Origin of the sequence: Leifsonia poae (genome assembly GCF_027921845.1) — a bacterium.
Lineage (GTDB): Bacteria > Actinomycetota > Actinomycetes > Actinomycetales > Microbacteriaceae > Leifsonia > Leifsonia poae.
The window spans coordinates 134,112-160,873 of the sequence record NZ_BSEN01000006.1; the positions used below are offsets into that span (position 1 = coordinate 134,112).

The 26,762-nt window shown below is 70.0% G+C and carries 23 protein-coding genes; 13 read left to right on the forward strand and 10 right to left on the reverse strand.

Annotated features, from left to right (window positions below; genetic code table 11):
• Window positions 1-27 precede the first annotated feature (27 nt).
• On the forward strand, window positions 28-1,128 hold the full coding sequence (locus tag PKE84_RS07650) for a lactonase family protein (RefSeq protein ID WP_271176638.1): 1,101 nt from the start codon (window positions 28-30) through the stop codon (window positions 1,126-1,128).
• A 58-nt stretch (window positions 1,129-1,186) separates the two neighbouring features.
• On the opposite strand, the gene PKE84_RS07655 is transcribed toward PKE84_RS07650, so the two are convergent.
• The gene (locus PKE84_RS07655) at window positions 1,187-2,341 is read right to left on the reverse strand and encodes an epoxide hydrolase family protein (RefSeq protein ID WP_271176639.1); all 1,155 of its coding nucleotides are present in this window, start codon (window positions 2,339-2,341) and stop codon (window positions 1,187-1,189) included.
• 69 nt (window positions 2,342-2,410) lie between these two features.
• Between PKE84_RS07655 and PKE84_RS07660 the strand changes: the two genes are divergently transcribed.
• Window positions 2,411-3,361, forward strand: a complete 951-nt coding sequence (locus PKE84_RS07660) for a helix-turn-helix transcriptional regulator (protein ID WP_271176640.1) — start codon at window positions 2,411-2,413, stop codon at window positions 3,359-3,361.
• A gap of 122 nt (window positions 3,362-3,483) precedes the next feature.
• Here the strand turns inward: PKE84_RS07660 and PKE84_RS07665 are convergent, their stop codons facing one another.
• Entirely contained in the window at window positions 3,484-4,752 is a 1,269-nt protein-coding gene (locus tag PKE84_RS07665) for an MFS transporter (protein WP_271176641.1), read from the reverse strand.
• 81 nt (window positions 4,753-4,833) lie between these two features.
• Between PKE84_RS07665 and PKE84_RS07670 the strand changes: the two genes are divergently transcribed.
• Window positions 4,834-5,913: a LacI family DNA-binding transcriptional regulator gene (locus PKE84_RS07670; protein WP_271176642.1), complete on the forward strand. Its 1,080-nt coding sequence runs from the start codon at window positions 4,834-4,836 to the stop codon at window positions 5,911-5,913.
• Window positions 5,914-6,479: 566 nt separating this feature from the next.
• Window positions 6,480-7,694 (forward strand): amidohydrolase, encoded by a 1,215-nt coding sequence (locus PKE84_RS07675; RefSeq protein WP_271176643.1) that lies wholly within the window; start codon window positions 6,480-6,482, stop codon window positions 7,692-7,694.
• A gap of 160 nt (window positions 7,695-7,854) precedes the next feature.
• Here PKE84_RS07675 and PKE84_RS07680 read toward each other — a convergent pair whose 3' ends face one another.
• A complete protein-coding gene (locus PKE84_RS07680) occupies window positions 7,855-9,189 on the reverse strand; it encodes an MATE family efflux transporter (protein ID WP_271176644.1) in 1,335 nt (444 codons plus the stop codon).
• A 75-nt stretch (window positions 9,190-9,264) separates the two neighbouring features.
• On the opposite strand from PKE84_RS07680, the gene PKE84_RS07685 reads away from it, so the two are divergent.
• Window positions 9,265-10,047, forward strand: a complete 783-nt coding sequence (locus tag PKE84_RS07685) for an MBL fold metallo-hydrolase (protein WP_271176645.1) — start codon at window positions 9,265-9,267, stop codon at window positions 10,045-10,047.
• Between the two features lie 27 nt (window positions 10,048-10,074).
• Here PKE84_RS07685 and PKE84_RS07690 read toward each other — a convergent pair whose 3' ends face one another.
• Window positions 10,075-11,481 carry a sensor domain-containing diguanylate cyclase gene (locus tag PKE84_RS07690; protein WP_271176646.1) on the reverse strand — a complete coding sequence of 469 codons (1,407 nt, stop codon included), beginning with the start codon at window positions 11,479-11,481 and terminating at the stop codon, window positions 10,075-10,077.
• Complete coding sequence (locus tag PKE84_RS07695; protein WP_271176647.1) at window positions 11,478-12,377, reverse strand: alpha/beta fold hydrolase; 900 nt, start codon at window positions 12,375-12,377, stop codon at window positions 11,478-11,480. The genes PKE84_RS07690 and PKE84_RS07695 overlap by 4 nt, the downstream gene beginning before the upstream one ends.
• A gap of 213 nt (window positions 12,378-12,590) precedes the next feature.
• Here PKE84_RS07695 and PKE84_RS07700 point away from each other — a divergent pair, with 213 nt between their 5' ends.
• Entirely contained in the window at window positions 12,591-13,385 is a 795-nt protein-coding gene (locus PKE84_RS07700) for an EAL domain-containing protein (protein ID WP_271176648.1), read from the forward strand.
• Here PKE84_RS07700 and PKE84_RS07705 read toward each other — a convergent pair.
• Window positions 13,382-13,633: a hypothetical protein gene (locus tag PKE84_RS07705; protein ID WP_271176649.1), complete on the reverse strand. Its 252-nt coding sequence runs from the start codon at window positions 13,631-13,633 to the stop codon at window positions 13,382-13,384. The genes PKE84_RS07700 and PKE84_RS07705 overlap by 4 nt on opposite strands.
• 121 nt (window positions 13,634-13,754) lie before the next feature.
• On the opposite strand from PKE84_RS07705, the gene PKE84_RS07710 reads away from it, so the two are divergent.
• From PKE84_RS07710 to PKE84_RS07740, 7 genes are all read left to right on the forward strand, one after another.
• Window positions 13,755-14,069: a DUF7882 family protein gene (locus PKE84_RS07710; protein ID WP_271176650.1), complete on the forward strand. Its 315-nt coding sequence runs from the start codon at window positions 13,755-13,757 to the stop codon at window positions 14,067-14,069.
• Between the two features lie 95 nt (window positions 14,070-14,164).
• Window positions 14,165-15,088 (forward strand): ABC transporter ATP-binding protein, encoded by a 924-nt coding sequence (locus PKE84_RS07715; protein WP_271176651.1) that lies wholly within the window; start codon window positions 14,165-14,167, stop codon window positions 15,086-15,088.
• The gene (locus PKE84_RS07720; protein ID WP_271176652.1) at window positions 15,085-16,794 is read left to right on the forward strand and encodes an ABC transporter permease; all 1,710 of its coding nucleotides are present in this window, start codon (window positions 15,085-15,087) and stop codon (window positions 16,792-16,794) included. Before PKE84_RS07715 ends, PKE84_RS07720 begins: the two co-directional genes overlap by 4 nt.
• Before the next feature lie 12 nt (window positions 16,795-16,806).
• Complete coding sequence (locus PKE84_RS07725; RefSeq protein WP_271176653.1) at window positions 16,807-17,280, forward strand: GbsR/MarR family transcriptional regulator; 474 nt, start codon at window positions 16,807-16,809, stop codon at window positions 17,278-17,280.
• A 104-nt stretch (window positions 17,281-17,384) separates the two neighbouring features.
• On the forward strand, window positions 17,385-17,861 hold the full coding sequence (locus PKE84_RS07730) for a hypothetical protein (RefSeq protein WP_271176654.1): 477 nt from the start codon (window positions 17,385-17,387) through the stop codon (window positions 17,859-17,861).
• 60 nt (window positions 17,862-17,921) lie between these two features.
• Window positions 17,922-19,913: a M13 family metallopeptidase gene (locus tag PKE84_RS07735; protein ID WP_271176655.1), complete on the forward strand. Its 1,992-nt coding sequence runs from the start codon at window positions 17,922-17,924 to the stop codon at window positions 19,911-19,913.
• A 157-nt stretch (window positions 19,914-20,070) separates the two neighbouring features.
• A complete protein-coding gene (locus PKE84_RS07740) occupies window positions 20,071-20,979 on the forward strand; it encodes a serine hydrolase (RefSeq protein ID WP_271176656.1) in 909 nt (302 codons plus the stop codon).
• Here the strand turns inward: PKE84_RS07740 and PKE84_RS07745 are convergent.
• From PKE84_RS07745 to PKE84_RS07760, 4 genes are all read right to left on the reverse strand, one after another.
• Entirely contained in the window at window positions 20,976-21,545 is a 570-nt protein-coding gene (locus tag PKE84_RS07745) for a virulence RhuM family protein (RefSeq protein ID WP_271176657.1), read from the reverse strand. The genes PKE84_RS07740 and PKE84_RS07745 overlap by 4 nt on opposite strands.
• A 30-nt stretch (window positions 21,546-21,575) precedes the next feature.
• Window positions 21,576-22,649 (reverse strand): NAD-dependent epimerase/dehydratase family protein, encoded by a 1,074-nt coding sequence (locus PKE84_RS07750; RefSeq protein WP_271176658.1) that lies wholly within the window; start codon window positions 22,647-22,649, stop codon window positions 21,576-21,578.
• A 94-nt stretch (window positions 22,650-22,743) separates the two neighbouring features.
• Window positions 22,744-25,305, reverse strand: a complete 2,562-nt coding sequence (locus PKE84_RS07755) for a bifunctional lysylphosphatidylglycerol flippase/synthetase MprF (RefSeq protein WP_271176659.1) — start codon at window positions 25,303-25,305, stop codon at window positions 22,744-22,746.
• A 43-nt stretch (window positions 25,306-25,348) separates the two neighbouring features.
• Window positions 25,349-26,737, reverse strand: coding sequence for a glycine--tRNA ligase (locus tag PKE84_RS07760; protein ID WP_271176660.1), 1,389 nt, complete (start codon window positions 26,735-26,737; stop codon window positions 25,349-25,351).
• Window positions 26,738-26,762 lie beyond the last annotated feature (25 nt).

The window sequence follows — 26,762 nt, forward strand, 5'->3', positions numbered from 1 at the left end:
GCGGGCGGCGGCTGGCAGGATAGGCGCATGGATCGCGAACTGCTCATCGGCACGTACACCGAGACCCTCCCGCACGTCGACGGCGGAGCGGAGGGCATCCTGAGCGCGCGCTTCGACGGGGAGCGGGTCACGCAGGTGGCGCTGGCGGCAGAGCTGCGCAATCCGTCGTGGGTGACGGCGAGCTCCGATGGCAGGCGCGTGTACGCCGTGATCGAGACGGCGCCGGATGGCGGCGTCGCGGCCTTCTCGCGCGGGGCCGACGGCGTGCTCACCCCGCTCGGCACGGCCTCGGCCGGCGGTGCGGAGCCGGCGCACCTCACCCTCGATCCGAGCGAGCGGTTCCTCGTGGCCGGCACCTACGGCGGCGGATCCATCTCGGTGTTCGCACTCGCGGACGACGGCGCTCTCGGCGAACGCGTGACGTTCGTGCAGCACGACGGGTACGGTCCCGACCCGGATCGCCAGGCCTCGCCGCACGTGCATCAGCTGAGCTTCGACCCGGTCACCGGCGAGCTGGCGGCGGTGGATCTCGGTCTCGGCGAGGTGCGGTTCTTCGTCTTCGGCGACGAGGGCGAGCTGACCCTGCGACCGGAGGCCACGATCATCGTCGGGGCGGCCGGGCCGCGCCACCTGGCGTTCCACCCCGACGGCCGCCACGCACTACTCGTCAACGAGCTCGACAACACAGTGGATGTGCTGCGACGGGAGAGCGCACGCGGCGGCATCGACGGTGCCGGCGGCCAGGGCGACCGTGCGAGCGGCGGGGATCGTTTCGCGATCGCGATGGGCGCGTCGACCAGGGCGGCGGATGCGACGGGCGACAGCTCAGCGGCGGCGGTGCGGGTCTCGAACGACGGCCGCACCGTGTTCGTGACCAACCGCGGCGACGACACGATCGGCGTCTTCGCCTTCGACTCCGGATCGGCGGCGGTCGAGCTCGTCGCGGCTGTTCCGGCCCGGGTGCGGGCCCCGCGCGACCTCGTGGTGTCGCCCGACGGCGCGCGCATCCTGGTCGCCGGGCAGAACAGCCGGGATGTCGCGGTGTTCGCTTTCGACGAGGACGGGCGCACGCTCGACTTCGTCTCGCGTACGCCCGTCCCGACCCCGGTCTGTCTTCACTTCGTGTGAGCCTGGCGCCCGCCCGGCGCGCCGTGCGTACGGCCGTCGGGCGAGCATCCGGCGTCTGTCAGCGGCTCTGGACCGCCGCGAAGAACGTGCGGATGTCGGCGGCGAGCACCTCGGGACGCTCCAGGGCCGCGTAGTGGCCGCCGGTCTCGAACTCCGACCAGTGCACGATGTTGTCGTTGTCCCGCTCGGCGAACGTCCGCACCGACTTGAAGTCGTCCGAGAAGACCGCGACGCCCACCGGCGAGTGGTTGACCGCGGGCTCGGCTCCGGCGTGCGCCTCCTCGTAGTGGTAGCGCCCCATCGTGGCCGAGGTGTTCGTGAACCACTCGAGCGACGCCTCCGTGAGGATCTGCTCGGTCGTCACGAGGCTCGTGCCGTTGCCGAACGACTGGAACAGCTCGTTCCAGGCGAGCTGGCCGATCGGCGAGTCGGACACCCCGACCGCGACGGTCTGCGGACGGCTCGAGTTGATCGCGTTGTAGCCCCCGACCGACTGGAACCACTCCATGTGCTCGAGGGCGGCGTAGTCCTTCGGCTCCAGCTTCTCGAACTCCGCGGGGTCGCCCGACGGGAATGAGAACAGCTGCAGCACGTGAGATCCGAGGAAGCCCTCCGGAGCGAGCAGTCCGAGCTCGCGGCCGACCATCGCACCGCCGTCGCTGCCGTGCACCCCGTAGCTGTCGTATCCGAGCCCGCGCATCAGCGTGTCGAACGTGCGCGCGACCCTCGCCATCGTCCAGCCGCGGTCGACGACCGGAGTGCTGAACCCGAAGCCCGGCAGAGAGGGGACGACCACCGTGAAGGCGTCTTCGGCGCGGCCGCCGTGGGCCACCGGGTCGACCAGCGGGCCGATCAGGTCGAGGAAGTCGACGAAGCTGCCGGGGTAGGTGTGGACGAGGAGGAGCGGGGTCGCGTCCTCCTCCGCCGACGGCACGTGCAGGAAGTGGGTGTTCTGCCCGTCGATCTCGGCGACGTACTGCGGGAAGGCGTTGATCCGCTCCTCCTGCGCGCGCCAGTCGAAGTCGTTCGCCCAGGTCGTGGCGACCTCGCGCAGATAGGAGTTCGGCACCCCGTACTGCCAGTCGTCCTCGTCGGGAACGGGCCGGGGGAGACGCGTACGGGCGAGGCGCTCGTGCAGGTCGGTGAGGTCGTCGTCGGAGATGGCGACTCGGAAAGGGGCGATGGTTCCGATGGTGCTCGTCTGCGTGGTCATGGCTTCACTGTAGAAAGCTAATAGGACGATACAGTTCCTATTCATCCGGGTTCGTGCAAGGCTTTTCGCGTGACCGACACCGCCGCCCGATTGCTGCGAATCCTGGGCCTGCTGCAGGTCCGCCCGGCCTGGACGGCGCCCGAGCTGGCCGACCGTCTGGGCGTGAGCACGCGCACGATCCGCGCCGACATCGACCGCCTGCGCACGCTCGATTACCCGGTGGATGCGGTGCGGGGCCCGGCCGGCCACTACCGGCTCGGCGCGGGGGCGAAGCTGCCACCGCTGCTCCTCGATGACGAGGAGGCGGTTGCGGTCACCGTCGGGCTGCGCGCGGTGACCGGCATCAGCGGCATCGAGGAGAGCAGCGCGCGGGCGCTGGCGAAGCTCGACCAGGTGCTTCCGAGCCACGTGCGCGCCAAGGTGACCGCGATGAACGAGACGGTCTCGAAGGCCCCGGAGAACACCGGGAGCAACGTGGCCGACCCCGAGGTCGACGCGGACGTGCTCGCCGCGATCGCCACGGCCATCCACGACCGGCACTGGCTGCGCTTCGACGATCGGGGGGAGCCGCGGGTCGTCGAGCCGTATCGCCTGGTGAACTGGCAGCGCCGCTGGTACCTCGTGGCCCGGCACGCGCAGACCGCCGAGTGGAACGCGTACCGGGTGGACTGGCTGCGCCTCCGGATGCCGACCCGTCGTCCGTTCGAGCCGCGTCCGCTCGAGGGCGAGGACTACCCGAGCTTCGTGCTGCGCACGGTCGCCTTCGGTGGCTGGAGCGTCCACACGCGCATCACGGTGTACGCGCCGGCCGCCGAGGTGCTCGCGCGGATCAATGCGGCCGTCGGCGTGGTCGAGCCCATCGACGACGAGACCTGCGTGCTCGTCACGGGCGGCGACAGCGTCGAGGTGATCGCCGTCTACATCGGGATGCTCGGCCTCGACTTCCACGTCGACGGGCCCCCCGCGCTGGTGGAGCACCTGCGGGTGCTCGGCGCGCGGTACGCCCGCGCCGCCGGCTGACGCCACCTGCCGGGGCGTCGTTTGCCACTTGTGGTGGTTATCCGGGGCTCGTGACAACCACTACTGGCAAACGACGGTATGCCTCCGTGGAGTTGCGCGCCGGCGCGCCTGGGTGAGCCGGGTCAGGCCGCGTTCTCGGTGGCGGGTTCCGGGGTGCCGGCACGCGGCCGTGACGACTCGCGAACGGCGGGCGCCGCGAGGAAGGCCGCCACCAGCAGCACGAGGATCAGGTACAGGGCGTTGAGGAGTCCGAACTCCTTGCCGAGGAAGCCGATCACCGGAGGGCCGACCAGGAACGCGCAGTAGCCGATGATCGCCACCGCGCTCACCCGGGCGGCCGGGTTCGCGGCGCCGTCGGCAGCAGCGGACATCCCGAGCGGGAAGCCGAGCGAGACGCCGAAGCCCCAGAGCACGGTTCCCACGACGACCAGCCAGAGCGGGCCGCCGAGGATGAAGATGAGGAGACCGACGGCGCCGAGTCCTGCCGTGATCCGGATGGCGGCGACGCGGCCGATCAGGTCGACGAGCGGCCCGCCCAGCACGCGACCGACCGTCATCGCGACGACGAAGAAACCGAACACCACCGCGCCCGTCGAGTTGGTCTGGCCGTGCCCGTCGACGGTCGCCAGCGAGATCCAGTCGTTGGCGGATCCCTCGCCGAACGCCATGCCGAGCATCACGACGCCGATCAGGATGAGGCGCCAGTCGGCCCACACAGCGAGGCTCTCGCGCATCCGCTGGCCGAACGGCACCTTCGGCGCAGCCACCGCTTCGTCGCCGAGGTCGGCCTCGCGCGGGATGTAGCGGACGGCGACGACGGCGATCACCGCGATCACGACGGCGACAGCGATGAGGTGCCACGACACGTCGATGCTCAGGGCGGCGGATGCGGCGCCGATGCCGGCTCCGAGCACGGTGCCGAGGCTGAAGAAGGCGTGCATCAGCGGCATCAGCGTCTTGCCGATCTCCCGCTCGACGGCGGTTCCTTCGACGTTCATCATCACGTCGACCATCCCGTTGCCGAAGCCGAGCAGCACGAGGCCGATGGCGACGAGGGGAACGGAGTGGGCGATGGAGGTTCCGACGCCGACGAACACGAGGCCGACGGAGACGATCATCAGGCCGGACACCATGCCCTTGTGCGGCCCGAAGCGCACGAGCACCGGCGACGAGACGGCGAGGCCGACGATCGCGCCGACCGACATCCCGAGGATGAGCAGGCCGACCGACGACGGGTCCTTGCCGAACCCGAGCCCGTCGCGCACGCCGGGGATGCGCGCCACCCAGGTGGCCATCGCCGTGCCGCTCAGGATGAAGATCACGAACACGGCATTGCGCCAGGCCACCAGCTCTCGGCGGCTGCGCATGGGGGTCGGGGTCGTCTGTGACATGCTCGGTCCTGCGGTTCGGTGATGCTCGGAAAATGGGGCTCGAATCGATTCGATCGAAACGATTCGACTAAGCTACCACACGTGAACGACACAAGCACCGCCTCCGTCGCCCGTCCCACCCTTGCGGCGGTCGCCCGGCTGGCCGGCGTCTCCAACTCGACCGCGTCGCTGGCGTTCAGCGGCACGGGGCCCGTCTCCGACGCCACCCGCGACCGTGTGCTGGCCGCCGCCAAAGAGCTCAACTACGCGGGTCCCGACCCCCGCGCCCGCTCGCTGCGCCGTGGGCGCTCGGGCATCGTCGGGGTCGTCATGGAAGAGCGCGTGCGCGACGCTTTCCGCGATCCGATCAAGATCGCCCTGCTCGACGGCATCACCGAGGAGATCGCCGCGATCGACGCGGGCCTGCTGATCCTCACCGACGCGGGCGAGGCCGCCCAGCGCATCGGGGACGCGCCGATGGATGCCGTGGTGCTCATCGGCTGCAGCCCCCGCCTCGACGAGTCGGTCGCCATGCTTCGCCAGCGCGGCATCCCGCTCGTGGCCATCGAGGGCGACCCCAGCGACGGCGTGCTCACGATCGGGCAGGACAACCGGGAGGCCACCCGCGTCGCCGCCGAGCATCTGCGCGAGCTCGGGCACCGCGACGTGGCACTGGTGACGCTCTCACTCGACCGCGACCGCACCCGCGGACCCCTCACGCCCGACCGCGTCGCCGCCGGCAGCTCGAACACCACGCTCGAACGCCTGGCCGGGGCGCGCGATGTGTTCCCGGATGCGGGCGGCTACGTGACGCGCGGCTCCTTCGTCGAGGAGGGCCGCCTGGCGGGGCACGCGCTGCTCGATGATCCCTCCGGGCGCCCGACGGCGATCATCGCGCAGAGCGACCTGCTCGCGGCGGGCGTCATCCGTGCGGCCGAGGAGATCGGCCTGTCCGTGCCCGACGACGTGAGCGTCGTCGGGTTCGACGGCGTGCGCGTCGACGGCCTCTGGCCCTACGACCTCACGACGCTGGTGCAGCCGGCCATCGACAAGGGCCGCGCGGCCGGCAGTGCGATCGTGGACATGCTCGAGGGCTCGGTGGCGCATCCCGCGACCTTCACGAGCGTGTTCCACCTCGGCAACACCACGGCCGCGCCGCGCGCCGCCGCGCCCGGCGCCTGACGGCGGCCCCGCCGCGCCCGGCACCTGCCCGCCGACGCGCTACCCCACCTTCGTAACTCCGGAACATCGGCCCACAATCCGGTCCGGCTTCCGGAGTTGTGCCGATCCGGACGGCGTGTCGACCCGACCTTCCGGCGTTGTGCGTGTGACCGGATGCTGCTGCGACCAGACCGGGGCCACCGGCGCCCGGGCCTTCCGTTCGCAACTCCGGAACATGCGCCCTGATCCGGTCCGGCTTCCGGAGTTGTGCCGATCCGAGCGGCGTGTCGACCCGACCTTCCGGAGTTGTGCGCGTGACCGGATGCTGCTGCGACCAGACCGGGGCCACCTGCGCGCCGCCCCACCTTCGTGACTCCGGAACATCCGCTGCCGATCCGGTCCAGCGTCCGGAGTTGCGCCGATCCGAGCGGCGTGTCGACCCGACCTTCCGGAGTTGTGCGGGCGAGCGGACCCTTCGCGCTCCCGGCCCCGCGAGCATCCGGAGCCAGGGGAGAGCGACCCGACCCCGCCGCGCGTCGAACGGGTCGAGCATCCGAACCCGCCGGGGCGCCGCATAGGGTGGACGCATGGATCTCGAAGCCCTGTACCGTGACCTCCACAGCCACCCCGAGCTCGCGTTCGCCGAGCTTCGCACCGCAGGGATCGTCGCCGATCACCTGACCGGTTTCGGCCTCGAGGTCGTCACCGGGATCGGCGGGACCGGCGTCGTCGGGATCCTGCGCAACGGCGACGGCCCCACCGTTCTGCTGCGCGCCGACATGGATGCGCTTCCGGTGCGGGAGGAGACCGGCCTGGAGTGGGCGTCGACGCAGACCGTCGTCGATGAGACGGGAGCGACCGTTCCCGTCATGCACGCCTGCGGCCACGACATCCACATCACGTGCCTGCTGGGCGCGGTCGAGGCGCTCGCCGATTCCCGGTCCGAGTGGTCGGGCACCCTCGTCGCGCTGTTCCAGCCGGCCGAGGAGCACGGCGGCGGCGCACAGGTGATGGTCGAGGACGGCCTGTACGAGAAGGTTCCGACGCCGGATGTCGTGCTCGGTCAGCACGTCACGCCGCTCCCGAGCGGGATGCTCGGCGCGCACTCCGGCGCCGCGATGGCGGCCGTCGACACGATGGAGGTCACGCTGCACGGTCGCGGCGGGCACGGGTCGCGTCCGGAGACGACGATCGACCCGGTGGTGATGGCGGCCGCGACGGTCCTGCGTCTGCAGACCGTCGTCTCGCGTGAGATCGCGCCGCAGGACACCGCGGTCGTGACCGTCGGATCGCTGCACGCGGGGAGCGCGAACAACATCATCGCGCCGAAGGCGACGCTCGGCATCAGCATGCGCAGTTTCAGCGAGGAAGTCCGCGAGCGGGTGCTCGGCGCGGTCGACCGGATCGTCCGGGCCGAGGCGGCCGCATCCGGTGCCGTCGAAGAGCCGACCGTGAAGTTCGGCGAGCGGTACCCGGTCACGGTGAACGAGCCCGAGGCGACGGCGCGGGTGACGGCGGCGTTCACGTCCGAGTTCGGGGAAGACCGGATCTTCGATCCCGGCGCGATCTCGGGCAGCGAAGACGTGGGCAACCTCGCCACGGCGGCGGGCGTTCCGCTCGTCTACTGGATGCTCGGCGGCGGCGACCCCGCGACCGTCGCGGCGGCCATGGCGGCGGGAACGGTCGACACGGACATCCCGTCGAACCACTCGCCATACTTCGCGCCCCTCGCGCAGCCGACGATCGACACCGGCGTGCGCGCGCTCGTCGTCGCTGCCCGGGAGTGGCTGACGGAGCACTGACCCAGCACTGACAGCACTGACAGCACTGACGCAGCACTGACGCCGACGGGATGCGCACAACTCCGGACGATCGAGACGACGCGGCGACCGGATCCGCACAACTCCGGAACATCGGGCGTAGCCGCGCGAGAGTTCCGGAATTGCGAACGAGCGGCAGCGCTCAGGCGGTCGCGCCGGCGCGCATCCACCGCGTCGTTCGTGCGCGCAGCCCCAGGGTGAGCGCGCGGGCGCCGATGTACCCGAACGCGAACGCCGCCGTCAGCCACGCCAGCCCGGATGCGTCGTGGCCGCCCCACGCGCCCACTGCCAGCGCCATCGGCACGAAGACCGCCACGTTCGTCAGCCCGGTCAGCGCCAGGTACCGCGCGTCGCCGGCACCGATCAGCACCCCGTCGAGCACGAAGACGTAACCGCCGAGCGGAGCGCCGATCCCGATGATCGCCAGCGAGACCGGCAGCAGCAGCGCCACGGACGGGTCGCTCGTGAACAGCGCGGCGGCGAACGGGCTGGTCACCACGACGATGGCGCCCAGCACGATCCCCGCGCCGACGCCCCACTGGAGGCAGCGCCGCAGGATCGCGCGCACGGTCTCCAGTTCACCGGCTCCGAGTCCCTTGCCGATCAGCGCCTGAGCGGCGATCGCCAGCGCATCGAGGGCGAACGCCACCGTGGCGAAGACCGTCATCGTCACCTGGAAGGCAGCCAGTTCATCCGGTCCCAGTCGCGTCGCGGTGAACACGGCGAGCAGCATCGCCGCTCGCAGGCTCGCCGTTCGCAGAAAGAGCCAGCCGCCCGAGCGGGCGGTGTGCGTGAGCCCGGTGTGATGGGGGAGCAGCGGGGCGCCGACGCGGCGCGCGTGCCGGGCGACGATCACCAGGTAGACGATCACCATCGCCCATTGGGCGGCCACCGTTCCGATCGCCGAGCCGGCGATGCCGAGGCCCAGGCCGTAGATGAAGAGGAAGTTGAGCAGGATGTTCACCGCGAACCCGCCTACGGCGACGGCGAGCGGCGTGCGGGTGTCCTGGAGCCCGCGCAGCAGGCCCGTCGCGGCGAAGACGAGCAGCATGGCCGGGAGGCCGAGCATCGAGAGCTCGAGGTAGCGCGTGGCGGCGGCCGCGACATCCGCGGGCGCGCCGAACAGGCTGACCAGGGCGGGCGACGCGAACCAGCCACCCACCGCCAGCACGATTCCGAGACCGACCGCGAGCCAGCATCCGTCGATGCCGGCCGCGACGGCCCCGCGCTCGTCGCCCGAGCCCAGCCGCCGGGCGACGGCGGGCGTCGTGCTGTAGGCGAGGAAGACCATCAGGCCGACGATCGTCTGCAGGATCGCGCTCGCGATACCGAGACCCGCCAGGGGTGTCACACCCAGGTGCCCGACCATCGCCGAGTCGGCGAGCAGGAAGATCGGTTCGGCGACGAGAGCACCGAGCGCCGGCACGGCGAGACGGAGGATGTCCCGGTCGACCGGGCGGCGTTGGAGGAGATTCACGACGGCCTCACGCTATCGCGACCGGGCGACAGGCTGCACCGACACTTCCGGCGCCCCTTCGCGTAGCATCGGCCCATGAGGGTGACGACTCTGGGTGGCGCGACCCACTATCCGCGCCCCGGCAACGCCTGCTCGGGCTATCTGGTGCAGAGCGGCGACACGACCATCTGGGTGGATGCCGGACCGGGCACCCTCGCCGAGTTGCAGCGTCATGTGCAGCTGGAGGACGTGAACGCGATCTGGATCTCGCACACGCACGCCGACCACACGTCCGACCTGCTCACGGCGTACTACGCCTACCGGTTCGGAGATGTCGAGCCGCGTCCCCCCATCCCGCTGTTCGCGCCGACCGCGCTCCGCGAGCGGCTCGTCGATTTCCTGGGCGGGAGCGCGGAGACCGGGCTCGACCTGGTGTTCGGCTTCGCCGACCTGGGTGCGTCGCCGGCCGGGGGCTCCGCCGTCATCGGTGACCTCACACTGTCGTGGCGGGCGGTCGACCACGACGTCCCCGGGTTCGCCCTGCGCGTCGACGGGCCGGACGGCTCGTTCGCGTACTCGGGCGACACAGCGCCCTGCGCCGCGCTCGACGAGCTGGCGGCCGGATGCGAGGCGCTGCTGTGCGAGGCGGGCGCGGCCGGGCACGATCTCGGCGAGAAGGCGGCGCACCACACTCCCGAGGAGGCCGGCGCGACGGCGGCCAGAGCCGGCGCCGGACGGCTGATCGTGACACATGTCGCGCTCGGGCTGTCGGGCGAGGAGGCGGCCGTGCGGGCGCAGACGCGCTTCGACGGGCCGGTCGAGCTCGCGCGTCCGGGGACCATCTTCGTCGTGGAGCGCACCGCCCCCGTCGCGGGCTGACCGGCCGTCCCGGCTGGCCGTCCCGCTCTACACGGTGAGGACGGTCACCCGGTCCTTGCCGCTGCGCTTCGAGTGGTACATCGCGCGGTCCGCGATCCGGAACACGTCGATCGCCACCAATTGAGGCGGGTCTGACGGCAGGTGCACCGCCGCGCCGATGCTCGCCGTGAGTCCGTGCGGGAGCAGCGGCGACGCGAGCGGTTCCGTCAGTGCCACGCGGATGCGCTCGGCGACCGCCGCCGCCGCGGTTTCGTCGGTGTTCTCGCACACCACGATGAATTCGTCGCCGCCGTAACGGCCCACGACGTCCGCCCGCCGGACCGAGGCTCGGAGGCGATCGGCCACGGCGCGGAGCACGTCGTCCCCGGCGCTGTGGTCGACCTCGTCGTTGATGGCCTTGAAGCCGTCGAGGTCGAGGAACACGAGGGCCATCGGCTGCTGGGCCGCCCCGCCGCGCCGCATCACGTCGGCGATGTGCGAGCGCAGCACATTTCGATTGGCGAGCCCGGTCAGCGGGTCGAAGTGTGCGATCGCTTCGAGCTCCTTCTGCAGACGAATGCGGATGAGGGCCTGGGAGGCCTGTCGCGCCAGCGCCTGATGCAGCTCGATCTGCACCGCGTCGACATCGCGGACGCGCGCGTGGAAGCAGCTCAGCATGCCGATCGCCGTGCCTCCGTCCACTAGCCCGACCACCGTCGCGGTCTCGACCCGGGTCCGCTCCAACTCGGCGGCGACGTCTGCCGGCGCCTCGGCGCGCTGCACGATCAGCACCTCGCCGGCGGCCAGTTCCGTCTCGGCGTCGTCGATCAGCGACGCGAGCGCGGCCACGGGCCCATCGCCGGCCGCCCGCTCGAAGCCACCGGCGTCGTCGGTCAGGGTGACCGCCACGCGCGCCGCCGAGAACGCATCCGCCGCGCTCGCCGCGATGGCGGCGGCCAGTTCGCTGTCATCCCGTGCAGCGCCGAAGGCGGCCGACGCGTTCTGCAGGGCGCGGAGCCGCAGCGCCGACGCCTCGGCGGAGCGGCGGGCAGCCAGCAGCTGGCGCTCGTAGTCCTGGCGCTCGGTCGTGTCGAAGAGCGCGCTGTGCACCGCGACCTGCGACCCGTGCTCGTCGATCTCGGCGGTGGAGTTGAGGAGGGCGGGCAGCACCGTGCCGTCGGCGGCGACGATGTTCAGCGCGATCTCGCGCACCTCGCCGCGCAGCCGCAACGACGGCAGGTAGCGCGTCTCGTGAAAGAGCTTGCCGCCGCCGTCGAGCAGCGAGAGGAAGCGTCGCCCGATCACCGCGTCGGCTGTGTAGCCGGTCCAGGCGAGGAAGGTGTCGTTGACGTGCGTGAGCGTACCGTCGGGCGCCGTGGTGATCAGGCCGCAGGGTGCGAGATCGTAGAGCGAGGCGGCGGTCGCCGACGCGCTCCCCGCATCCGGAATCGTCATCGCAGGTAGTCGAGCACGGCTCGGGTCAGCTCGTCGGGCCCCGAGAGGTTCGGGGTGTGACCCGTGGTGTGAAGGCGCACGAGCGCGCTGCCGGGGATGTGCTCGTGCACGTAGGTGCCCACCGCATCCGGCGCGATGACATCGTCGGCGCACTGGATCACCAGGGTCGGCGTGACGACCTTCGCCAGATCGTCCCGGTTGTCGGAGAGGAAGGTCACCGCGGCGAAGTGTCCGGCGATCGTCGGGTCCGTCCGGCAGAAGCTCTCCGTCAGCTCGCCGCCGATCTCCGGGCGGTCGGGGTTGCCCGCGATCACGGGCGCCATGGTCGCCGACCAGCCGAGGTAGTTGGCGTCGAGCGCATCGAGCAGGGCATCGATGTCGGCCTGCTCGAAGCCGCCGACGTACCCGTCGGTGTTGACGTAACGGGGCGACGGCCCCACGAGTACGAGGGCGCCGAACCGCTCCGGATGGGCGCCGGCCGCCAGCACGCCGATCATCGAGCTCACCGAATGGCCGACGAAGACCGCATCGGTGAGGTCGAGCGCCTCGAGGATCTCGACGACGTCGTCCGCGTAGCCGTGCAGCGAGTCGTACTTGGCTGCGTCGTAGGCGGCGAGGTCGGAGCCGCCGGAGCCGACGTGGTCGAATACGACGACCCGGTAGTCGGCTTCGAAGTGGGGGACGACGCGGCTCCACATCTCCTGGCTGCAGCCGAAGCCGTGGGCGAACACGATCGGTCTGCCGTTCGGGTCGCCCGTCACGGTGATGTTGTTGCGGCGCAGGACCGCCGCGGGATCAGGGGCGGGGTCGGAGGCGGTGAGGGTGGATGAAGTGCGATCGGCGGGCACTTCGTCGATCAGAGGGGTCGGGTCGGTCGGGTACGGGTGCGGGGACATGCTGCTCCAGTCGGGGTCTGGGACCGGGCGCCGATGAATTCGGGCGATCTCCATTATCCGGCACGGAATCCGCCGGGGTCAGCGGTAGAACCGGGGGCGTCACCAGGAGTATGGCCCCCGTGCCGGCGCGGTTCGGGGACCGGAGTATACGAGCCGAAATCCGACCCTTCCGGACGGTTGACTTCTGCCCGGCATCCGCGCACTGTCGCGCACATGCCACACGCTGCCATCGATCGCGAACGCCTCGCCGCCGACCTCCCCGGCGCCGCGGCGCGCAACGAGCTCGTCGTGTACTTCCAGCCGCAGATCGAGATCGGTACGGGTCGCGTCGTCGCCGTCGAGGCCCTCAGCAGGTGGGAGCATCCGGCGCTCGGCACGGTCATGCCGGACGCCTACATCCCGTTCGCCGAGCAGAACGGACTCATGCACGAGGTGGGCGGCTCCGTTCTGATGGACAGTTGTGCGTGCATCCGGGACTGGGCGCGCGAGGGGTGGAACGTCGAGGTCGCGGTCAATGTCGCGCCGGTGCAGCTCGCCGGCGATCGGTTCTTCGAAGACCTCGATGGCGTGCTCGGTGGGGCCTCCGGCAGCTCGGTCGCGGACCCGTCGCGGCTCATCCTCGAGATCACCGAATCGGATGCGATCGACGACGTGGATGCGGTGGCGCCACGACTCGACGCCCTCCGCGAGCGCGGGGTGACGATCTCGATCGACGACTTCGGCATCGGCCACTCGTCGGTGCAGCGCGTGGTCGACCTGCGGGCCACCGAGCTCAAGCTGGACCGCGACATGGTCGTACGCCAGGCGACAGGTGTCGTCGCAGCGGCGATCGACTTCGCCCACGGACGGGGCCTGCGCGTGGTCGGCGAGGGCGTCGAGAACGAGTCGCAACTCCGGATGCTCGCGGAGCTCGGCTGCGATCGCGCGCAGGGCTATCTCATCGCGCGTCCGGCGCCGCGGGCTGCGTTCGAGGGCTGGGCGCGCGCGGCGGGGCTGCTCGGGAGCTAGATGTCGAGTCCGTCGACGTCGACGTCGGCCGACCGCGGGGGCTGCTCGCCGCCCACATCGATCTGCGTCCACGTCACCGGCATGCCGGGGGAGAACAGGATGTCGATGCCAGGGCCCGAGCGCAGGGGAGGGATGTTCACGTATCCGCCGCCGGACTTCACGGCCTCCAGGATCTTCGCACGCAGTTCGTCGACCGGGTCGGGCAGGAAGTAGTCCTTGCCGTCGACCGTGAGCCTGTTGACGATCATCGAATCTGCCTCCGCAACGAGTCGAGGGTGTGTGGGACAACGCTACCGCGATGAGCGCGGTACAACGGTCGCCCGGTATTCTTGGGATGACCGCCGCCGGCGGGGAACGCGAAAGGTTGACGTGGGAACTCTCTTCTACGACGGCGAAGGCTACGAGCTCGACGACCGCGTCCTCTTCCACCTGCAGATCGCGATCAGCAGCAAGCTGCGCCGCGGCGAGAACTTCTTCCTCACCTGGCCCGTGCCGGTGGAGCGCGGAAGCGGCCGGCACGCGATCTGGGTCGACAACGGTGTGCCCATCCACTTCTACTACTCGGGTTCGCGCACGGCCGGCATCAACCGGGACTGGATCGAAGAGCTGGTGCAGTCCGGTGGCCGGGCATCTGGGATGTTCGTCGGCGATGAGCCGGACGGCCCCGCGTCATCCCCGGCCTGACCTGATCTCGTTTCGTTGAGGGGCGCAGAAGACACGGCGTAAGGATTTCGTTAGAAGTTTTCACAAATTTGTGAAAACGGCGTAGAGTCCCGCTCATGAATACAGTGATTGAGGCCACCGGCCTCGAGAAACGATTCGGTCGTGTGCGGGCCCTCGACGGGCTCGACCTCTCGGTGAGCGCCGGTGAGGTGCATGGATTCCTGGGCCCGAACGGCGCGGGGAAGTCCACGACCATCCGCATCCTGCTCGGTCTCGCCAAGTCCAGCGGTGGCACCGCGACCCTGTTCGGTCGCGACCCGTGGAAGGACGCGGTCGACCTGCACCGTCGCATCGCCTATGTTCCCGGCGATGTGAGCCTGTGGCCCAATCTCTCCGGAGGGGAGGCCATCGACCTGCTCGCCCGCCTGCGCGGCGGCACCGACGACAAGAAGGCCTATGCCGAGCGCAAGAAGCGTCTGACCGACGTGTTCCAGCTCGACCCGTCGAAGAAGGGGCGCGCGTACTCGAAGGGCAACCGGCAGAAGGTGGCCCTCGTCGCGGCGTTCGCCACCCCGGCCGACGTCTACATCCTCGACGAGCCGACCAGCGGGCTCGACCCTCTGATGGAGGCGACCTTCAACCGGGAGATCGCCCGGGTGGCCGCCGACGGGGCGACCGTTCTGCTGTCGAGCCACATCCTGTCGGAAGTGGAGCAGCTCTGCGACCGCGTCAGCATCATCCGGTCGGGCAAGACGGTCGAGACGGGGACCCTGACCGAGCTGCGGCACCTGACCCGCACCGAGATCTCGTTCGCCTCCGAGGGCGTCACCGATGAGCAACTGGCCCGTATCCCGCAGGCGCACGACCTGCAGGTCGACAACGGCCGGGTGCGTTTCACCGCCGACAGCGATGCGCTCGCCGGCGTGCTGTCCGCGCTCGCCGGACTGGACACCAAGGGACTCACGGTCGCACCGCCCTCGCTCGAAGAGCTGTTCCTGCGCCACTACGGCGACGAGCTGACGGGGGCGAGCGCGCGATGAGCACCGCGACGTCGGCCCCCACCGCGGAGCCCCTCTCAAGCCGGAGCGCCAACGCTCCCGCCCGCCGGCAGAGCCACGTCCACACGCTGGGCGTGCTGCTGCGGCAGCGCATCCGTCGTGACCGCTGGCAGCTGCTGGTCTGGATCGTCGTCATCGCGCTGTTGGCGATGTTCTCGGCCGCGAGCATCCAGAACACCTACGGGGATCCCGCCGGACGCGCCGAACTGGTCAAGCTGGCGATCGCGAACCCGGCCATCCTGATGCTGCGCGGCCTGCCGCAGGGCACCGGACTCGCCTCCGTCACCTTCTTCGAGATCTACACCTTCCTCGCACTGCTCGCCGGTCTGATGAGCACGTTCCTCGCCGTGCGGCACTCGCGCGCCGAGGAGGAGAGCGGACGCGCCGAACTGGTCGCGTCGACGCCCGCCGCGCGCATCCTGCCGACGGTCGCGACGCTGATCCACGGTGTGCTGGCGAACGTCGTGCTCGCGGTGCTCACCGGCCTCGCCTTCGCCGCCTCCGGGCTCCCGCTCGACGGCTCCCTCACGGCCGGGGCGGCGGTCGGCGGCGCCGGCATCGCGTTCCTCGCCGTGGGCCTGCTCCTCGCTCAGCTCATGATGACCTCGCGCGGCGCCAACGGCTTCGCTGCCGGAATCGTGGTGCTCGCGTACATCCTGCGCGGCATCGGCGACGCGACCGGAACGGTGACCGGCGACGGCACCCACATGATCTCGACCTGGCCGAGCTGGCTCACCCCGATCGGCTGGGGCGAGCAGTCCGCCGCGTACACCGCGAACGACTGGCGTCCGCTGCTGCTCGACCTCGGGCTGGCCGCCGTGCTGATGGCCGTCGTGTTCTGGCTGCAGTCGGTCCGCGACAGCGGGGCCGGGCTCATCCCGGAGCGCGCGGGACGACGGGATGCCCGGGCGATGCTGTCCGGGCCGGTGGGGCTCGCGTGGCGGCTGCAGTGGCCGACCATCCTGGGCTGGGTCATCGGCGGCCTGTTCACCGGACTGCTCGCCGGCGCGCTGGGCAGCGTGGTGAGCTCGTCGATCGCGAACGACCCCAGTCTCGCGAGCATCCGGAAGGCGATCGGGGCGATCGGGCCCGGCGGATCCGGGCCGCTCACGCAGATCTTCATCTCGGCGATCTTCTCGATCGTGGGCGTGATCGCCGCCACCTGCGCGACGCAGGTCGTCATCCGGATGCGGCAGGAGGAGGCGAGCGGCTCGGCGGAGATCCTGATGTCCACGCCGCTGTCGCGTGTGCGCTGGCTGCTCTCGTTCATCACCGTCGGTGTCGTCGCGATCGTGCTGGTGCTGCTGGCGGCGGCCGTCGCATCCGGATTGTCGGCGGTCTCGGCCGGGGAGGACGGAAGCGTCATGAACGCCTCGTTCGCGGCGGCGGCGGCGCAGCTCCCGGTCTCGCTCGTCTACCTGGGCGTGCTGTCGCTGGTGTTCACGCTGCTGCCGAGCTGGACCATCGGGCTCTCCTGGACGCTGCTCGGCCTCGGCGCCTTCGTCGGCATCTTCGGCGGGCTCATCGGGCTCTCGAAGGAGGTGCACGACCTGTCGCCGTTCTCGCACACGCCCGTCGTGGTCGGCACTCCGGACTGGACCGGCGGGTACTGGATGTTCGGGATCGCCATCGTGGCGGCGGTGCTGGCGGCAGTGCTGGTGCGACGCAGGGACTTCGCGATCGGATGAAAGGATAGGGCCGTGGCCACAGACGAGCGCGCGTTGACCGAGGTGATGGAGCACGCCGCCTCGGTGCTGACCGCGGCAGGATTCCCCAAGATGCCGGCGCGCGTTCTGATGGCCCTCACGGTCACCGAAGCGCCCGGGATGACGGCCTCCGAGCTGGCGGAACGACTCGACAGCAGCGCGGCCAGCATCTCGGGCGCCGTTCGCTATCTGCAGACGATCAGCATCATCCGCCGGGTCTCCCAGAACGGCAGCCGGCGCGACCGTTACGAGCTGCCGAGCGACTGGTACGCCTCGCTGGTGCGGCAGAGCCCGGTGTACGGGGTGCTCGCGGCGCAGGCGGACTCCGGGATCGCCGCGGTGGGCGACCCGTCGTCGCCGGCCACGGAGCGCCTGCGCGACATGGCGGGGTTCTACCGCTTTCTGGAGCAGCAGCTCCCGAAGCTCCTCGACGAGTGGGAGCAGGTGCGCGCGGCGCGCGACGCCTGACCCCGCACCGGATGCGCGGCGAGGCGACCCGGCGCACGGCCGTGCCGCTGCCATGCTGGGCAGAGCGCCGTGAGGTGGTCGGCGCAGAGCACCAAGGGGTCAGCATGCGCTTCGTCACCGTCCGCGAGAAGGCGATCGTCGTCGCGATCCTGCTCGCCGTCGACCTCGTGCTCACGCTCGTCCTGAACGCGATGGGCTCGGAGATCGGTTCGATCGTGCTCTCGGTGCTGCAGCTCGCCGGCTGGTACGCCGCCACGCGCGTGTTCCGGGGTGCGGGGGAGCCGGTCGCTCCGCGCCGGCCGTGGTGGCGGATGACCGCGCGTCCCGCTCTCAGCGGCGTGCTCGGCCTCGCGTACGGCCTGGTCGCGCTGGTCAACCTCGTGCTGTCGTTCGCCGGATTCGGGAGCGCATCCGGATTCGTATCGATCCTCGTCGAGGCCGTTCTCGCCGTTCTGTTCCTCAACTCGGCGAAGCGGCTGCGCTCTGCCGGGCATCTGCGGTCCGTCGGGCGTGCGGGAGCGGCCCGGGGTCAGCGGCCCGCCGCTCGGCCGGCGGCCGCATCGGAGCCTGTTCGCCGCTAGCGTCCGCGCCCGGCGTCGATGCCGTTCCACCCCCGCCGACGCACCCCGTAGGCTGGCGGAATGACCGATTCCGTCACCAGCGCCGGCGTCAGCTCCGGCATCGAAACGTCCGAACTCGACCCCGCCGTGCGCCCGCAGGACGACCTCTTCCGGCACGTGAACGGCAAGTGGATCGACCGCACCGAGATCCCCGGCGACAAGGCCAGGTGGGGGTCGTTCATGATCCTCGCCGAAGAGGCCGAGTCGGCCGTGCGCGACATCATCGCCGAGGCGCAGGATGCTCAGGAGGGCACCGAGGAGCGCAAGTTCGGCGACCTGTTCGCGAGCTTCATGGACGAGGAGCGCATCGAGCAGCTCGGCACCACGCCCATCCAGGCGCAGCTGGCGCTCGCGAGCGACGTGGACAGCGTCCCCGGCCTGCTCGAGGCCATCGGAAAGCTCGAACGCCACGGCCTGGCCGGCTTCTACCAGCTCTTCGTCGACAACGACCCGGGCAACCCCGAGCGGTACCTCGTCTTCGCCGAGCAGGCCGGCATCTCGCTTCCCGACGAGTCCTACTTCCGCGAAGAGACCTTCGCGCCGATCCGCGAGGCGTTCGTCGCCCACATCCAGCGGATGTTCGAGCTGGCCGGCTTCGACGACGCCCCCGAGCGCGCGCAGCGGGTCTTCGACCTCGAGAAGGCGATCGCGTCGCACCACTGGGACAACGTGAAGTCCCGCGACTCCGAGAAGACCTACAACCTCTACAGCTGGGACGATGCCGCGGCCCTGTTCTCAGGCGCCGCGACCGGTGACGCGGACCTCACGGTGTGGGAGAAGGCCCTCGGCGCTCCTGAGGGTGCGCTCGCCGAGCTCGTCCTCCGGCAGCCGTCGTTCACCGCCGGACTCGCCGAGCTGCTCACCGACGACCGCCTCGAGAGCTGGAAGGACTGGCTCGCGTGGCAGATCATCCACGGCGCGGCGCCCTACCTGAGCGGCGACTTCGTCGAGGCGAACTTCGACTTCTACGGCCGCACCCTCACCGGCACGCCGGAGATGCGGGCCCGCTGGAAGCGCGGCGTCTCGCTCGTCGAGGGCGCGATGGGCGAAGCCGTCGGGCGCATCTACGTCGACCGGCACTTCCCGCCGGCGTCGAAAGAGAGCATGGATGTGCTGGTCGCCAACCTGATCGAGGCGTACCGGCAGAGCATCCGGGTGCTGGAGTGGATGGGCGAGGACACCCGCAACCGCGCACTCGACAAGCTCGAGAAGTTCACGCCCAAGATCGGCTACCCCGTGAAGTGGCGCGACTACTCCAGCCTGGAGATCGACCCGGCCGACCTGGTCGGCAACGTCCGGCGCACGAGCACCTTCGAGTTCAACCGCGAACTCGGCAAGATCGGCACGCCGCTCGACCGCGACGAGTGGTTCATGACGCCGCAGACGATCAACGCGTACTACAACCCCGGTTTCAACGAGATCGTGTTCCCGGCCGCCATCCTGCAGTTCCCGTTCTTCGACGCGACACGCGACGACGCGGCGAACTACGGCGCGATCGGCGCGGTCATCGGTCACGAGATCGGCCACGGCTTCGACGACCAGGGCTCCAAGTACGACGGCGACGGCCGTCTGCAGGACTGGTGGACCGGGGCCGACCGCGAAGCCTTCGAGAAGCGCACCGGCAGCCTGATCGAGCAGTACAACGCGCTCGCTCCCGCGCAGGTGCCCGACCACCACGTGAACGGCGCTCTCACCATCGGCGAGAACATCGGCGACCTGGGCGGGCTCGGCATCGCCTGGAAGGCGTACCGCATCTCGCTGAACGGCGAGGAGCCGCCCGTGATCGACGGCCTCACCGGTGCACAGCGCTTCTTCCTGTCGTGGGCGCAGGCCTGGCAGCAGAAGGGCCGCGACGAGGAGGTCATCCGCCTGCTGGCGATCGACCCCCACTCGCCGAACGAGTTCCGCTGCAACCAGATCGTCCGCAACATCGACGCGTTCTACGAGACGTTCGAGGTGTCGGAGGGCGACACGCTGTGGCTTTCGCCCGAGGAGCGCGTGACCATCTGGTGACGCCGGCACGACCTCGTGGGAGGGGGCGCACGCACCCCTCCCACGGGGGTAACATCGACCGTGTTGTGCCGACTGCGATCACCGGGTCGGAACCACGCGGAGCCGGGGGGTGCCGCACCCGGATGCACCAGACCCCGATGAAGGACCAACCCACGCCGTGACGATCCAGACCCAGGAATCCGAACGCCGCAGCCGGCATACCGCCGGCCGTCGTGGCCGCCATCGCGGCAGCGATCCGAGCGAGAACTTCAGCCGCGGATTCGCCACGCTGGGCCAGTTGGCGCTCAACGGCGTGCAGGTCTCCGCTCGCGCGACCGACCTGGCGACCGGCACGGTGCTGTTCTCGGTCGACGACCACGTCGTGATGCCGACGGCGAGCATCGGCAAGGTGCTGCTGCTCGTCGAGGTGGCCGCGCGACTGCAGACCGGGCAGCTCAGTCCGCTCGCCCTCATCGACCGTTCGCCGGAGGACGCGGTGGGGGACTCGGGCATCTGGCAGCACCTGCAGGTCCCCTCGCTCCCGGTGGCCGACCTCGCCGCCCTGGTCGGGGCGACCAGCGACAACCTCGCGACGAACGTGCTGCTGCGCCGCGTCGGCCTCGAGGCCGTCAGCGCGCGCACCGAGGCGCTCGGGCTCACCCGCACCGCGCTGCTCGACCTCGTGCGCGATCATCGCGGTCCGGATGACGCCCCGCAGCTCTCGATCGGCAGCGCGAACGAACTGACCTGGCTGTTCTCAGCCCTCGCCCGCGGCGAGGTCGTCGACCCGCCCACCAGCCAGCGCGTGATCTCCTGGCTGTCGCTGAACAGCGACTTCTCGCTCGTCTCGAGCGCCTTCGGCCTCGATCCGCACTCCCACCGCTCGGCCGAGCACGGCATCCTGGTCGTCAACAAGACGGGCACGGATGCCGGCGTGCGCAGCGAGGTCGGCGTGCTGCGCGGCCCGCGTGCCGGCGTGACCTACGCGGTCTCGATGTACTTCGACGATGCGACGCTGCCGACCCGCCTCGCGGTGATCGACGGGATGCGCACCGTCGGCCTCGACCTGCTGGAGTACGTCTTCTAGCTGGCCGCGATCACGTTCCCGATCAGACGGATCATCGAGTCCTTCTCATCCGGTCTGGACATGGCGGTCATCAACGTGACGGCAGCGAGCATCTTCGGGTTGACGAGTTCGCGGCCGAGAACCTCGGCGATGCCCGCGACGGTGTCGTCGGTGGACCGCTCGAGCAACTGGACCATCGCGCCGATCTCGCGCAGTCGAGCCTCATTGGTCGCGACACCATGCACGAGGTAGCGACGGAGGACGTCATTGGCCCAGTGTCGGAACTGGACTCCCTGCTGCGATTTCACGCGGTAGCCGACCGAGATGACGACGTCGAGGTTGTAGTGCTCGACGTCACGGTGAACGCTGCGATCACCTTCGATTTGAACCTGTGCATATTTTGCACGAGTTCGGACGCCGGCTAGTTCCTCGCGTTCAGCGTTAGCGATATGCCTGACGATGACAGTCCTGTCGCGGCCGAATAGGGTCGACATCTGCGCCTGGGTCAGCCAGACAGTGTCGCCATCGGTCTTCACATCGAGCGTGACAGTACCGTCGGCCGACTGATAGAGCTCCACCGCGTCCATGCCCCCATTGTGGCGCAGCGAAGAGTGCGCTCAGTGGCGATGCAGGCGCTCCTTCAGGAACGCATCCTCGGTCGCGTAGTCGAACCACTTGTCGGCAGCAGCGCGCTCCGCCATCGACGGGAAGACCACCTCCCAGCCCTCCTCGCGCCGCTCCGCCGCAGCCACCTCGCGCACGGTCCAGTCGACCGCATCCGCCACCGCGTCCGCGTAGCTCGCCGGCTGCCGGTAGCCCAGCTCGACCCGCGCGCCCGCCATGCTCAGCAGCAGCGGATGCGCGACCGACCAGGGCGTTGAGCCCAGGTCTTCGAGGGGCGGCCCCGGGTACACCACGACCTCCACGTCGCGCTCCATGATCTCGAAGATCGTGCGGGCGATCTCGGCCACGCTCAGATCGTCCTCGTCGACGGCGTTGAGCACGCGGCGCCCCGGCTTGTTCGCGCAGAGGGCCACGAGCTCGGCGATGTTCACGGTGGCGGAGGTGCTGAAGCGGTTGGTGCCGTTGTCCGACAGCACGATCTGGTGCCGGTGGTCCAGCGCGCGCTTGATGAAGTACCACTCGCGCAGCGCCGGGCTGAAGGGGCCGTGGATAGCGCCCGGTCTCAGGATGCTCACCGGCAGGTCGTCCGTCTCGAGCAGCCGGCGTTCCATGGCGGCCTTCAGCGGCGAGTAGGTGGTCTCGCTGTTGTCGACGGTGGGGTCGGTCTCGCGGAGCGGCACCGGATACTGCGGGAAGTCATGCGGACCCGTCACCACGTCGAGGTACCCGCCGTCGGTCCCGGTGTAGACCGAGCCCGTCGAGATGACGACGACGGACCCGACCTCGCCCGCGAGCCGGGCGAGCTGGTCGGCATGCCGGGGCTCGTACGCGACGGTGTCGAGCACGAGGTCGTGGCCGCGGGCCCGGGCGAGCAGGCTCTCGGTGTCGTCACGGTCGAGCCGGATGGTGGTGACGTCGAGGTCGGTGAGCGCCGCGTCCCCCGGGTGCTTGCCGCGATGCGCGATGAGCACGGACCAGCCGTCCGCAGCCAGCCGACGGGCGGCGGCCGCGCCGATCTGCCCCGTGCCTCCGATGATCATCGCTGTGCGCGTGGTGTCGACGTGCATGCGACCAACCTACGCCGCGCGCCCCGGAGATCCGAGGGCGTCTGCGCGCGGCAGGCGGGAGTCGCGTGCCGCGCTCAGGGAAGGCGCCGCCCGCTCAGGGGAGGAGCGTGCGCGCGAGCGCCAGGTACTCCTTGGGACTCGCATCCGGCAGGTAGGCGCGCCCGATCGCCGCGCCGATCGCCGGAAGGGCGAGCGGATCGGGAAAGGCGAGGTAGATCGTCTCGTACCGGGGATTGAACTTGCTCTTGAACGCGAAGAGCGAGGCGAACCCATAGGCCGGTTCGAGCGTGCGTGCGAGCAGCGCGAGCACCGTGTCCAGGGCCTCGCTCGAGCCGGGTTCGGCGGAGACCCCTGTGCTCTCGGAGGCATCGGCCTGCGTACCGGCGCCGGCCGGCTTCGTGGCCAGCGGCGCCGCCGACAGGCTGAGCACCTCGACACCGTCGTCGCGCACCCGGAGGGCGGCGGTCGCGATGAGGAACTCCATGATGCCGGGCATCGCGTCGTCCGCCCGGCGCATGAAGTCGATCGTGTAGCCGACCACGGCGCCGTCGCGGTAGCTGGGGAGCCAGCTGGTGACCGCCTGCACCGTGCCGTCGGGGGCGAACGCGAGCAGCAGGCGCACATCCGGGTCTTTGAGCTCGTCGAGGGCGCCGAGCGTGAAGCCCATCTCGGGCAGCTCCTTCTCGGAGACCCACTGCTCGCTGATCGACGTGATGCGCGCCGTGACCGACGGCGACAGGTCGTCCCAGGTCGTCCAGAGCGTGGTGATGTTCTCGCGGAGTCCGCGATTGTGTGCCTGACGCACCTTCTGCCAGGGCTTTCCGGCGAGGTCGAAGGTCTGCGGGTTCAGGAGCGTCTCTTCGCCGACGGAGGTGTGCTGCCAGCCGAGGGAGTCGAAGACCGGCAGGTACTCGCCGTGCACGCTGTAGAAGACAGGGATCCAGCTGTTCACATCGCAGAACGCGACGAACTCGGTGATCGTGCGCTCGGCGCGCTCCGGCGCGCAGACCGGGTCGGAGATAGTGATCGCGATCCCGTTGATGACCCGGTACGCGATGGCAGCCTCGCCGTCTTCGCTGAACCAGTACACATTGCCGGGCCAGGTGCCCATGAAGCCGAGTGTGCCGCCACCTCCGCGCTTGAGCAGGGCCCGGTACCGCAGCTCGTCTCCCGGCGTCCGGCCTGTCACGGTCGCGCGGTAGAGCTGCAGCGTGGCGAGCGTGAAGATCAGCCAGAACACCGGCCCCACCCACTGGTAGAGCACGATCACGAACGGGGATGTCGGGTAGATGACCGTGCCCAGTACGGCGTCGAAGCCGGTGGGCACGAAGCGGCGGCCGGTGGAGGCGAAGACGTCGGCGATCGACGCGTTCGGCACGTACTCCGTGAGGGATGCCAGGCCTGCGACGAGATAAGCGATCGCGAGCACGGCGAACGAGATGGCCACGGTGAAGACGAAACGGGCGACAGCGCTGCGCGGTGCCCGGATCTGGAAGTGCCTGCGCGTGGCGAGCAGCAGCACGATGGAGCCGATGGGCACGAGCAGGGCGGCCAGCAGCCAGAGGGCGAGCTCGACGAACTGGCCGCGCTCCCGTACGGAGTCCACGTCGAAGAAGATGTCGCCGACGCCCAGCACGATGAACGCGAGCACGATCGTGCCGGCGTTGACCACGAGACCCAGGATGAGCGCGAAGTGCCGCCCGCGGCGCAGCCCGATCGCGACCAGCAGCAGCAGCACGAGCGGCAGCAGGCTCAGGATGAGCGAGCCGAGACCCGTGGCACCGGCTGCGGCGAGATCGCGGGTGCAGTTCGCGGTGAAGTTGGTGTCGCATGCATCGAGCACCGACTGCGTGACCGGCGCCCGCTGCTCGAAGAGCTGGCCGATGAACGAGAGCGGGCCGAACCCTCCCGGCGGCAGCAGTGCCGCCAGCGGGCCGAGCCCCGTGATCGCGACGATGGACGCGACGAGGTTGCGGGTCTCGCCGTGGGAGCTGCGCCGCAGCGGCAGCCGGAAGGGTCCTGGCCGCAGGGCGGCGCCGAGGATGAGCCCCAGTACCGCCGCGATCAGGCGGTACCCGTTGTCCTGGTCGCCGTTGTAGAGCACGAACATGATCACGACCGCGAACGTCAGCAGCCGGATGCGCCGGCGCCAGAGCGACGTGGCGAACGCGCTCGCCGTGATCAGGGCTCCGATGATCCCGATGGTCGGGTCGAGCGTGATGTCGAACGCCGTGGCCGTGGCCCACAGCTCGCCGATCGCGGTGCCGCCCCACTGGATCAGCACGCCCAGCGTGATGCCGAGCACGCCGGTGACGAGGAAGGCGCCGATCGTGCGTGCCGTCCCGAGCAGACGCTCGGCCAGGGCGAGCAGGGTCAGCGACAGCACGACGACGATCACCAGCTGAACCGCGTTTTCGGGGACGAAGAGCGCGGTGAGCGGCGTCCACCACCATCCACGCTCGATCGTCGTGGAGATCCCGGCCGCCCACACGAGGGAACCGCCGGATGCCGTCGCCGGGTGCCAGAGGGTGCCCGTGACGATCGACGTGACGATCACGACCACGGCGAGCCCGATGCTGGCCGGGGCCGTGCGGGCGTACCGGGTCGCAGCGGCTCGAACCGTCGACGGCGTGCTGGTGGAGGCGGTGGCGGTCACAGTGGCACCACCATAGCGGTGGGCTGTCGCGGGACGATATGCCCTAGAGCTCCTTCAGGCGGCCGGCGAGGTAGGCGTCGAGCTCGTCGACGGGGATGCGCTCCTGCTGCATCGTGTCGCGGTCGCGCACGGTGACGGCGTTGTCTTCGAGCGAGTCGAAGTCGACCGTCACGCAGAACGGCGTGCCGATCTCGTCCTGCCGGCGGTAGCGCCGGCCGATCGCGCCCGAGTCGTCGAAGTCGACGTTGCGCCGCTTGCGCAGGTTGTCGGCGAGCGAGCGGGCGAGCGGCGAGAGGCGTTCGTTGCGCGAGAGCGGGAGCACGGCGACCTTGACCGGCGCGAGGCGCGGGTCGAGGTGCAGCACGGTGCGCTTGTCGGTGCCGCCCTTGGCGTTCGGCACCTCTTCTTCGTCGTAGGCGTCGACCAGGAAGGCCATCAGCGCACGGGTGAGACCGAACGACGGCTCGATCACGAACGGCACGAAACGCTCGTTCTTGTTCTGGTCGAAGAAGCTCAGGTCTTTGCCGGCGTGCTCGATGTGGGTCTTGAGGTCGTAGTCCGTGCGGTTGGCTACGCCCATGAGCTCGCCCCACTCGCTTCCGGTGAAGTTGAACTTGTACTCGATGTCGATGGTGCGCTTCGAGTAGTGCGCGAGCTTGTCCTTCGGGTGCTCGAAACGCCGGATGTTCTCCACGTTGATTCCGAGGTCGACGAACCAGTCCCAGCACAGCTCGATCCACTTGTCGAACCACTCGTCGTCGGTGCCCGGCTCGACGAAGAACTCGATCTCCATCTGCTCGAACTCGCGGGTGCGGAAGATGAAGTTTCCCGGTGTGATCTCGTTGCGGAAGGCCTTGCCGATCTGGCCGATGCCGAACGGCGGCTTTTTGCGCGAGGTCTGCAGCACGTTGGCGAAGTTGGTGAAGATGCCCTGGGCGGTCTCCGGGCGCAGGTAGTGCAGGCCGGACTCGTCGTCGACGACGCCGAGGAAGGTCTTGAGCAGCCCCGAGAACTGGCGGATCTCCGTCCACTGGCCGACCTTGTCGGGGTGATCAGGGTCGGGGATGTCGGCGAGTCCGTTCACCGGCGGGTGGCCGTGCTCGGCCTCGTACGCCTCGAACAGGTGGTCGGCGCGGTAGCGCTTGTGGGTGATGAGCGACTCGGTGAGGGGGTCGCTGAACACCTTGATGTGCCCGGATGCCTCCCAGACGGCCGTCGGCAGGATGACGGCCGAGTCCAGTCCGACCATGTCGCCGCGGCCGCGCACGAAGGTGTTCCACCACTCGCGCTTGATGTTCTCTTTCAGCTCGACACCGAGGGGGCCGTAGTCCCAGGCCGACCGGGTTCCGCCGTAGATGTCACCGGAGGGGAAGACGAACCCGCGGTGCTGCGCCAGCGTGATTACCGAATCGAGTCTCGACTGTTCAGCCAATGGTGCTCCCAAAATGTCTTGTGCT

Excerpts from the sequence above, each read along its gene's own strand:
- PKE84_RS07750 (WP_271176658.1), bottom strand. The coding sequence starts at position 22,649 with ATGCACGTCGACACCACGCGCACAGCGATGATCATCGGAGGCACGGGG.
- PKE84_RS07745 (WP_271176657.1), bottom strand. The coding sequence starts at position 21,545 with ATGGACGCGGTGGAGCTCTATCAGTCGGCCGACGGTACTGTCACGCTC.
- PKE84_RS07720 (WP_271176652.1), top strand. The coding sequence starts at position 15,085 with ATGAGCACCGCGACGTCGGCCCCCACCGCGGAGCCCCTCTCAAGCCGG.
- PKE84_RS07675 (WP_271176643.1), top strand. The coding sequence starts at position 6,480 with ATGGATCTCGAAGCCCTGTACCGTGACCTCCACAGCCACCCCGAGCTC.
- PKE84_RS07655 (WP_271176639.1), bottom strand. The coding sequence starts at position 2,341 with ATGACCACGCAGACGAGCACCATCGGAACCATCGCCCCTTTCCGAGTC.
- PKE84_RS07665 (WP_271176641.1), bottom strand. The coding sequence starts at position 4,752 with ATGTCACAGACGACCCCGACCCCCATGCGCAGCCGCCGAGAGCTGGTG.
- PKE84_RS07650 (WP_271176638.1), top strand. The coding sequence starts at position 28 with ATGGATCGCGAACTGCTCATCGGCACGTACACCGAGACCCTCCCGCAC.
- PKE84_RS07715 (WP_271176651.1), top strand. The coding sequence starts at position 14,165 with ATGAATACAGTGATTGAGGCCACCGGCCTCGAGAAACGATTCGGTCGT.
- PKE84_RS07735 (WP_271176655.1), top strand. The coding sequence starts at position 17,922 with ATGACCGATTCCGTCACCAGCGCCGGCGTCAGCTCCGGCATCGAAACG.
- PKE84_RS07685 (WP_271176645.1), top strand. The coding sequence starts at position 9,265 with ATGAGGGTGACGACTCTGGGTGGCGCGACCCACTATCCGCGCCCCGGC.
- PKE84_RS07730 (WP_271176654.1), top strand. The coding sequence starts at position 17,385 with ATGCGCTTCGTCACCGTCCGCGAGAAGGCGATCGTCGTCGCGATCCTG.
- PKE84_RS07690 (WP_271176646.1), bottom strand. The coding sequence starts at position 11,481 with ATGACGATTCCGGATGCGGGGAGCGCGTCGGCGACCGCCGCCTCGCTC.
- PKE84_RS07700 (WP_271176648.1), top strand. The coding sequence starts at position 12,591 with ATGCCACACGCTGCCATCGATCGCGAACGCCTCGCCGCCGACCTCCCC.
- PKE84_RS07705 (WP_271176649.1), bottom strand. The coding sequence starts at position 13,633 with ATGATCGTCAACAGGCTCACGGTCGACGGCAAGGACTACTTCCTGCCC.
- PKE84_RS07695 (WP_271176647.1), bottom strand. The coding sequence starts at position 12,377 with ATGTCCCCGCACCCGTACCCGACCGACCCGACCCCTCTGATCGACGAA.